Origin of the sequence: Mucilaginibacter sp. (assembly GCF_036383575.1) — a bacterium.
Classification (GTDB): Bacteria; Bacteroidota; Bacteroidia; order Sphingobacteriales; family Sphingobacteriaceae; genus Mucilaginibacter.
In genome coordinates this window covers 1-3324 of record NZ_DASVOB010000418.1, presented here as the reverse complement: position 1 = coordinate 3324, position 3324 = coordinate 1, and the positions used below count along the sequence as shown (strand labels likewise).

Sequence of the window (3324 nt, the reverse complement as noted above, 5' to 3'; positions counted from 1 at the left end):
TTTTAAATCGAGATTTGAGCGAAAGTTATAGCGTTTGAAATAGTAGTTGGTGTTCACCAAACTTTGCGGATCGGCAAAATCACGCACCAAGCCATTCTGGTTCAGCGCACCGCCCGAGATAAAATACTTTACTCCCGTTGTACCACCGGAAATATCCAGGTTAGCATTGGTTTGGAAAGTGTATTTCTTAAAGATCTTGTTGTACCAATCCACATTGGGGTGACCATATGGGTCTGATCCATTTTTAAAAAGGTCGAGGTCCTGCTGGGTAAAGCTAAGCGGGATACCATCATTGTGCTGGGCCTCATTGATAAGTACCGCGGTATTATATGAATCTAAAAATTGCGGTGTTTTGGTTGGTTGCTGGATGCCGCTTTCAACGCGCAAGTTTACTTTAGGTGTACCGGCCTTGCCACGGCGGGTTGTTACCACCAAAACGCCGTTAGCACCTTTAATACCATAAATAGCCGTGGTTGAAGCATCCTTCAGTATAGAGATACTTTCTATCTCATTTACATTGATTTGCTGTAACTGATCATAGCTGTACTCAATATCATCCACAATAATAAGCGGCTGGTTCCCTGATGGGTTCAATGAGCTTACGCCACGGATATAAAAATCCGAAGCATCCTTACCCGGCTGGCCCGAAGACTGCTGCGAAAAGAAACCCGGCAATTTACCGGTCAAAGCATTTTGTACGTTGGCGGTTGGTACAGTACGGATCTCACTGGCAGAGATAGAGCTTACAGCGCCGGTATTAGTGATACGTTTTTTTGTTCCGTAGGCCACAACGGCAACTTCGTCCAAGCCATTGGTATTGGTTTGCAATATAATGTCCATTTTACGCGATTCGGGTACCCGCAGTTCGCGTGGTATGTAACCTATAAAACGTACCAAAACAGTGTTCGACTGCCCCCTGAGATTTAGGGTAAACTTGCCGCTTGCATCGGTTACTGCGCCATTATTAGGCATGCCTTTCTCTATAACCGATACCCCCGGTAATACCCCGGTAATATCGCGCACAGTACCTGTTACGGTTCTGCTCTGCGCGAATGACACTGCCGGGAGCAGGATCATTAATATCTGGAAGAAAAGTATTATTTTTCTCATAAAGCTTAATTTTTTTGGTTTAACTGACAGAGGTTTGAGACTACCATCCTGGATTTTGTTTCATATTAGGGTTCTTCAAAACCTCGTCATAAGGTATCGGGTACAAGTACATCTTAGGCAATTCAAATTTGGTGGTAAGCGCATTCACCACGTTGTAAGTAAGGCTGGAACCAATTTTAACGATGCTTATCCCCTTTTGCGGCTGGTTCATCACATCACCGGCAATTTTCCAGCGGCGGATATCAAAGTAACGGTTCTCTTCAAAGGCCATCTCTAAACGCCTTTCGTTTTGAATGATAGTGCGCATTTCGTCTTTGGTCATGCCTGCTTTAAGGCCATAATTGCCCGAGCCGATATCAATACCTGCTCTCCTCCTGATGCTGATCACGGCGTTATAAACATCGGCGGTAGCTCCTGCCGACTCGTTAAGCGCTTCGGCATAACCTAATACCACATCGGCATAGCGCAGGATCTGCCAGTCGATAACATGGGCCGAATAGGCGTTGGTATTTTCAAAATTGCCCATGAACTTGCGCATATAATAGCCTGTTTTAGTTTGCTGCAACGAGCCATTAGGTTTACTGATACCGCCCTCAAACAATTGCAGATCGGAGTTTAGCCACCTTGTACCGTTATAAAGCACGGTATAAGTTAAGCGCGGATCACGGTTTATATAAGGATTATCCGGATTGTAGCCCGATGCAGGATCGGTAATAGCCAAACCGCTTTTCATTGGATAGGCATCAACCAATTGCTGCGTTGGGCTCGTTTGCCCCTTGCCTACTGCGCCGGTAAATCCAACCGGGCCGTTAGTGGTTTCAATTGATGATGAATTGTCAGTTTGGCGGATAAATATATTTTCAGCGCTGTTTTGGGTCAGGAATACATCTTTGAAGCTCGGCAACAACGAATAAGCGTTCAAATCCATCACAGCCTTTTCCGCAGTAGCGGCCTGGGCCCACCTGTCAGCACTGAAGTCTGTATAACCCGTAAGCGGATTGGAGGCATCGATATTTTGCCCGTTAAACAAGGGACTTGCCGCATACAGCAATACCTTCGCTTTTAAAGCCATCGCTGCCCCTTTGGTTGGGCGATGATAATCGGCATTAGGATTGCTCAGCGGCGCGGTCATCAGGGTATCCTTAATGGCATCGCATTCGCTCACAATGTATTTAATGCAATCGGCAAAGGAATTGCGCGGCAGAGATACGTTATCGGTTATGGTAAATACTTTGTTGCCCAATAATGGCACGCCGCCGTAACGTTTAACCAATTCAAAGTAATACAACGCTCTTAAAAAACGGGCCTCGCCTTTCCACACATATTTCATGGAGTAGCCGTTGTATTTAGCCATTACCGGCACCACGTCAATATTGGTTACAAACTCGTTTGCCTTACGGATCCCCGCGTAATAATAGGCCCAAAGGTTTTCATCAGTGGGGATAGTGTAGGAGTTATAAGATGCCGTTGAAAGGATAGTAACCACATTTGACGCGCCTGATGCAGATGATATGGCATCATCGCTTGCTGCATCAAGGTAATCACCGCCTACCCTGTTGTGGCCGTTTTGCAGTGCCGCATAAATCCCGTAAAGAAACATTTGGGCATTGGTACCCAACGAGTCCTTTTTATCAAACACGTAATTAATGGTCACCTTATCAACCGGAAACTGCTCATATTTTTTACACCCGGCCATTACGGTTAAGATGCCGGCCGCTGCTAAAATTATTTTATTGAAACTCTTCATGATCGTAATATTTTTATGATGGCCAAAATCAAAGCTTAATGTTAACACCGGCATTTATTACCCTTTGTATAGGGTAAGCAGTGCCATAAACCTCCGGATCGAAATCTTTGTAGCCATACAGTGTATATAGGTTTTCCCCGTTCACAAATACTCTTAAACCCGATAACCTGAGTTTATGCGCCCACTCATAAGGCAGGCTATAACCAACCTCGGCGTTTTTAAGCCTTACATAATTACCTTTGCGCAGGTACAGTGTTGAGTTAGCAGTGTTATTGGCGTTACCCAATGATAACCTTGGCGCAGTTGCGGTAGTTGCCGTTTCAGGTGTCCATCGGCCTAAAATGGTTTCGTAAGCCTGCCCGCTGTAGGTAAGACCGAGGAAACCCACACCTGCAAATCCATTTACCTGCGAATTGTTGAACATCAGCTCACGATTGGCAACGCCCTGCAACAGGAAACTCAGACTA

The 3324-nt window shown here is 45.4% G+C and carries 2 protein-coding genes and 1 pseudogene; all 3 read right to left on the bottom strand.

From position 1 onward, the window contains the following. A partial coding sequence (locus tag VF500_RS14575; RefSeq protein WP_330860365.1) for a SusC/RagA family TonB-linked outer membrane protein occupies positions 1-1110 on the bottom strand: 1110 nt, incomplete at its 3' end. Between the two features lie 40 nt (positions 1111-1150). Next, positions 1151-2857 (bottom strand): RagB/SusD family nutrient uptake outer membrane protein, encoded by a 1707-nt coding sequence (locus VF500_RS14570; RefSeq protein WP_330860363.1) that lies wholly within the window; start codon positions 2855-2857, stop codon positions 1151-1153. Between the two features lie 28 nt (positions 2858-2885). After that, positions 2886-3324 (bottom strand): annotated as a pseudogene (locus VF500_RS14565) (SusC/RagA family TonB-linked outer membrane protein); the annotation flags it as partial.

Bases quoted from the DNA above. Each gene is read 5' to 3' on its own strand.
- VF500_RS14570 (WP_330860363.1), bottom strand. From the start codon at position 2,857: ATGAAGAGTTTCAATAAAATAATTTTAGCAGCGGCCGGCATCTTAACC.